This is a genomic window from Blastomonas sp., assembly GCF_041747255.1.
In the GTDB taxonomy this organism is placed as follows: Bacteria; Pseudomonadota; Alphaproteobacteria; order Sphingomonadales; family Sphingomonadaceae; genus Blastomonas.
The window spans coordinates 1-2,911 of sequence record NZ_JBGTFM010000453.1 but is presented as its reverse complement, the minus strand read 5'-3'; the positions used below and the strand labels follow the sequence as shown (position 1 = coordinate 2,911).

Sequence of the window (2,911 nt, the reverse complement as noted above, 5' to 3'; positions counted from 1 at the left end):
GCTGATCGACCGTCCGCTGTGCAAGGCGGAGGTCGATCTGGCGCGATCGGTTTTCGGCAACACAATTGCTTATGACCAGGTCCGCATCCGCCGCCGCAAATGGATTTTCTTTCAACCACGCAAGGTGGTGATGGCGCCTTTGGGCCACATCCATTTCCACCCCGGCGGCAGCGCCTATTGCGACGATTTCAGCTGCGCCTCGCCCTCACGGCAAGGGCTGTTCATTCATGAAATGGTACATGTGTGGCAGCACCAGAGCGGGATTTTCCTGCCGCTGAAGCGCCATCCGTTTTGCCGCTATGACTACAGCATCAAGCCCGGGCAGGCGTTTGGCAAATACGGGCTTGAGCAGCAGGCCGAGCTGGTGCGCCATGCGTTCCTGCTGCGGCAGGGGCACAATGTGCCCGGTGCCCCGCCGCTTGCCACATATCGCCAGATTTTGCCGTTTCCGGTCTGATCCGCGCGCAGCGGATCAGTCGGGCTTCTTGGCGACCGCCACCAACGCCGGGCGCAGCAGCCTATCCTTGATCATAAACCCGGCCTGCATCTCCTGCACAATGGTGCCCGGTTCTGCGTCTTCGCTGGGAATTTCAATCATCGCCTGATGCTGGTTGGGGTCGAGCGGCAGGCCGACGCTGGCAATGCGGGTGATGCCATGCTTGCCAAACACATTGGCGATCTCGCGGCCCGTGGCCTCCAGCCCGACGACCAGACCCTTCCATTTTTCATCGCCGCGCACATCCTCGGGGATCGCCTGCAGCGCGCGGGTGATGTTGTCTGATACCGACAGGATGTCGCGGGCAAAGCCGGTGGCGGCATAGGCGCGCGCATCCTGTGCGTCCTTCTCAAGCCTGCGCCGGACATTCTGGGTGTCGGCGCGCGCATAAAGCATATCCTGCTTGGCTTCGGCGAGCTGCGCTTCAAGGCTGGCGATCCGATCCTGCAGCGCCGCTTCGTCGTCGCCGCTTTCAGTCAGGCTGTCGGGGACGCCGGCAAGCTCGGCCGCGACCTCAGCGTCGTTTTCTGCATCCTTGTTGGCGTCTTCACTGATCACGGTGTCGTCCTGAATCACATCTGGTCCTGCTCATTTCAAAAGTCTGGAAAGGCTTTGCGCGGTAAAATCCACCATCGGCACAATCCGTGCATAGTTAAGGCGCGTGGGGCCGATAACCCCGACGACACCCACCACCCGGCCTTCTCCATCACGATACGGCGCCGCTATCACGGATGATCCCGAAAGCGAAAACAATTTGTTTTCAGCGCCGATGAAGATGCGGGCGGATTTGGCGCCGCGCGCGCTGTCCAATAAGTGGGCAATATCCTGCATCGCTTCAAGCTCATCGAGCAGACGGCGCACCCGTTCAAGATCGGCCACCGCATCGTTGTCGAGCAAATTGGCCTGGCCGCGCACGATCAGCACCGGGCGATCCGATCCGTCGCGCGACCACAAAGCCAGCCCGCGCCGGATCAGGTCGGCGCTCGCCTGATCGACCGCCGCCCGCTCGGCATTGATCTCGGTCATAATCGCGGCAAACGCCTGCGACAGGCTGCGCCCGGCAAGCCGCGCGGTGATGTAATTGCCCGCCTGCTCCAGCGCGCTGTCTGACACCCGGCCATCGATGGTGAGCACGCGGTTGTCGATGCTGCCATCGTTACCAACGACAATCGCGAGCAGCTGGTGATCGGACAGCCGGACAAAGCTGACCTGCTTCAGCACCGGCTCGCGCTGCGGCACCATGACGATACCCGCGCAGGCCGAGAGACCAGACAGCGCCTGCGTCGTCGCCGCCAGTGCCGCCTCAATCGGGCCGTGACCATCAAGCTGCTTTTCAATCGCCGCGCGTTCCTCAACCGAAGGTTCGGCAACCTGCATCATGCCATCGACAAACAGCCGCAGGCCCTGTTCGGTCGGCATTCGCCCGGCGCTGGTGTGCGGCGCGGCGAGCAGGCCGAGCTCCTCAAGGTCCTGCATGACATTGCGGATCGATGCGGGCGACAGGTTGACCATCGATGATTTTGAGATCGTGCGCGACCCCACCGGGATGCCGGTATCCAGATAGCTTTCCACGACAATCCGGAAAACATCGCGCGCCCGATCATTAAGTTCTGTGAACGGTGCTGTCATGCCTGCCAGACTAGGTCGAACCAGTGCTGGCGGCAAGCGGTGTCACGTGGCGACCATTGTCAAGCTCAGATGCCGAAGGCGCCGCGCTCGGCTGCTGCCGCCAGCCAGCCCTTCATCTGCGCCCAGGCGCTGTCTGACAGTGCCGTAAAAACCCGGCGCGCGTCCGCCGGATCGGCGCGCCGTTCCAGCAGACCTGACTCGGTCATCAGCCTGATCCAGCGCAGCGCTGTGGTCGGCGGTACGGCCGATGCGATGCACAGGCTGGATACCGATACCGTTTTGCCCTCCAGCCGCGCGGCGCTGAGATCGAGGATCATGTCCCATGCCGGATCAGCAAACAGGACGGGATCAAAAAAGCGCCCGCGCAAGCGGCGCATCGCGATCAGTTCGCGGAGTTCGCGGGCCCCTACCGCAGACTGCGCGCGCGCATACTCTTGAGGCTCGGCCCTGAACGCGTGCGACGGATCAGCCAGCGAGGGTACTGCGTCGGCGGCGTCATCCGCGGCATCGTCATCATCATCGCCTGTCCCCGGTTGCGACAGCGCAGCGAGCTGTTCTGCAAGCCGCGCCAGATCGTCCGCCAGTGCCTGCAACCGCGCGCGTTCGTCGCTGTCGCGGTCATTCAGTGCAGGCCGCGCCCGCGATGCCGCGATCTCCGCCAGCGCCGCGCCGATCTGCGCTGTGTCACGCCCGATGACATAATGGACATCGCGTGCCTGCAGCAGCGCATCTGCCTGATCGAGCGTTTCGAGGCTGGCAATGCACAGCAGCGCGCAATCGGAGGAG

Annotated in this window: 4 protein-coding genes; 1 reads left to right on the top strand and 3 read right to left on the bottom strand. The window is 63.2% G+C overall.

Translation table 11 applies throughout. The features are described from left to right. Nucleotide 1 precedes the first annotated feature (1 nt). A complete protein-coding gene (locus ACEW8G_RS15085) occupies nucleotides 2–457 on the top strand; it encodes a vgr related protein (RefSeq protein WP_373489218.1) in 456 nt (151 codons plus the stop codon). A 15-nt stretch (nucleotides 458–472) separates the two neighbouring features. Here the strand turns inward: ACEW8G_RS15085 and grpE are convergent, their stop codons facing one another. The 3 genes from grpE to ACEW8G_RS15070 form a co-directional block, all read right to left on the bottom strand. Continuing rightward, nucleotides 473–1,069, bottom strand: coding sequence for a nucleotide exchange factor GrpE (gene grpE / locus ACEW8G_RS15080; RefSeq protein WP_373489219.1), 597 nt, complete (start codon nucleotides 1,067–1,069; stop codon nucleotides 473–475). A gap of 15 nt (nucleotides 1,070–1,084) precedes the next feature. Next, on the bottom strand, nucleotides 1,085–2,125 hold the full coding sequence (hrcA, locus tag ACEW8G_RS15075; protein ID WP_373489217.1) for a heat-inducible transcriptional repressor HrcA: 1,041 nt from the start codon (nucleotides 2,123–2,125) through the stop codon (nucleotides 1,085–1,087). 65 nt (nucleotides 2,126–2,190) lie between these two features. Further along, the coding region (locus ACEW8G_RS15070) for a MarR family transcriptional regulator (protein ID WP_373489216.1) at nucleotides 2,191–2,911 on the bottom strand (721 nt) is incomplete at its 5' end.

Bases quoted from the DNA above. Each gene is read 5' to 3' on its own strand.
- hrcA (WP_373489217.1), bottom strand. From the start codon at position 2,125: ATGACAGCACCGTTCACAGAACTTAATGATCGGGCGCGCGATGTTTTC.